General features: G+C 62.7%; 2 protein-coding genes. Both read right to left on the minus strand.

The genetic code is table 11. From position 1 onward, the window contains the following. Positions 1-153 precede the first annotated feature (153 nt). On the minus strand, positions 154-600 hold the full coding sequence (gene nudB, locus Q8K05_RS03105) for a dihydroneopterin triphosphate diphosphatase (RefSeq protein ID WP_305245073.1): 447 nt from the start codon (positions 598-600) through the stop codon (positions 154-156). A gap of 30 nt (positions 601-630) precedes the next feature. Then, on the minus strand, positions 631-1,514 hold an 884-nt coding region (locus Q8K05_RS03110; protein ID WP_305245074.1), incomplete at its 5' end, for an amino acid--tRNA ligase-related protein.

A 1,514-nucleotide genomic window follows, 5' to 3' on the forward strand; every position in this document is an offset into this window, starting at 1 on the left:
GGATGGCTGGCGTGCGGGCATGGGCGGTCGGTGTTGCGTCATGAATGACGGGTGCTCAGGGATTGAGCACCTCGAAGGTAGAGGGTAATCGAGCCGCGTAGGCGATGTTCGCCCATCCGGTCTGGCATCGCATGGACGCCAGCACCGCCCGACTCAAGCGATGAACTGCGGCAGCAGCAAAATGGCTTCGGCGTTGGAGGGCGAAAAGCAGCGCTCGGCCGCAGTGCGATGCGGCAACCACTGCCATTCCGTGTGCTCGCGTGGGTTGAGCGTGACGGCGCAACGCTCGGGCAGGCGCAGGCCAAAAAGATGCTCGGTGTTGCGCACGACTCCCGGCGCGTAGCGATGGCGCCACGCCGGGTAGATGTCATAGACATTCGACAGCCCCCAGTCGCGCCATTGGGCCGCAGGGGCGGTGATGCCGGTTTCTTCCATCACCTCGCGCTGCGCCGTTTGCAGCACGGGCTCGTCCAACGCGTCTTTGGAGCCCGTGACACTTTGCCAGAAGCCCGGATGGTCGGCGCGCTTGATCAGCAGCACCTCAAGCTGAGGCGTGTAGATCACGACCAGCACAGACTCGGGGATCTTGAAAGCTTTCAAGGCATCCCCCTTGCTTCACACCGTAGCGAACTACGCGGCCGGCTGCGGATTGCGCAAGCGGATATGCAGTTCGCGCAACTGCTTTTCATCCACCGGACTCGGCGCATGGGTCAGCAGGCACTGGGCACGCTGGGTTTTGGGGAAGGCAATCACATCGCGAATCGACTCGGCACCGGTCATCATGGTGACAATGCGGTCCAGGCCAAAGGCCAGGCCACCGTGCGGCGGCGCGCCATACTGCAGGGCGTCGAGCAGGAAGCCGAACTTCTCTTGCGCTTCTTCAGGACCAATCTTCAGCGCATTGAAGACCTTGCTCTGCACCTCGGCGCGGTGGATACGAACCGAGCCGCCGCCCAGTTCCCAGCCGTTGAGCACCATGTCGTAGGCCTTGGCGATGCAGCGACCGGGATCGGTGTCCATCCAGTCCTCATGACCGTCTTTGGGCGCCGTGAACGGATGGTGCACGGCACTCCAGCGCTGGCCGCCTTCGTCGAACTCGAACATCGGAAAATCGACCACCCACAGCGGCTTCCAGCCCTTGGTGAACAAGCCGGCCTTTTTGCCGAGCTCACTGTGACCGACCTTGACGCGCAGCGCGCCAATGCTGTCGTTGACCACCTTGGCCTTGTCGGCGCCAAAGAAAATCAGGTCGCCATTCTGGGCACCCGTGCGCTTGAGGATTTCCGCGATGGCCGCATCGTGAATATTCTTGACGATAGGACTCTGCAAGCCTTCGCGGCCCTTGCTGACATCGTTGACCTTGATCCAGGCCAGGCCCTTGGCGCCGTAAATCTTGACGAACTCGGTGTAGCCATCAATCTCGCTGCGGCTCATTTCAGCGCCACCCGGCACGCGCAAGGCGACCACGCGGCCGCCGGGGGTCGTGGCGGGCGCGCTGAACACCTTGAAGTCCA

It is taken from the genome of Polaromonas sp. (assembly GCF_030682935.1).
Lineage (GTDB): Bacteria > Pseudomonadota > Gammaproteobacteria > Burkholderiales > Burkholderiaceae_C > Polaromonas.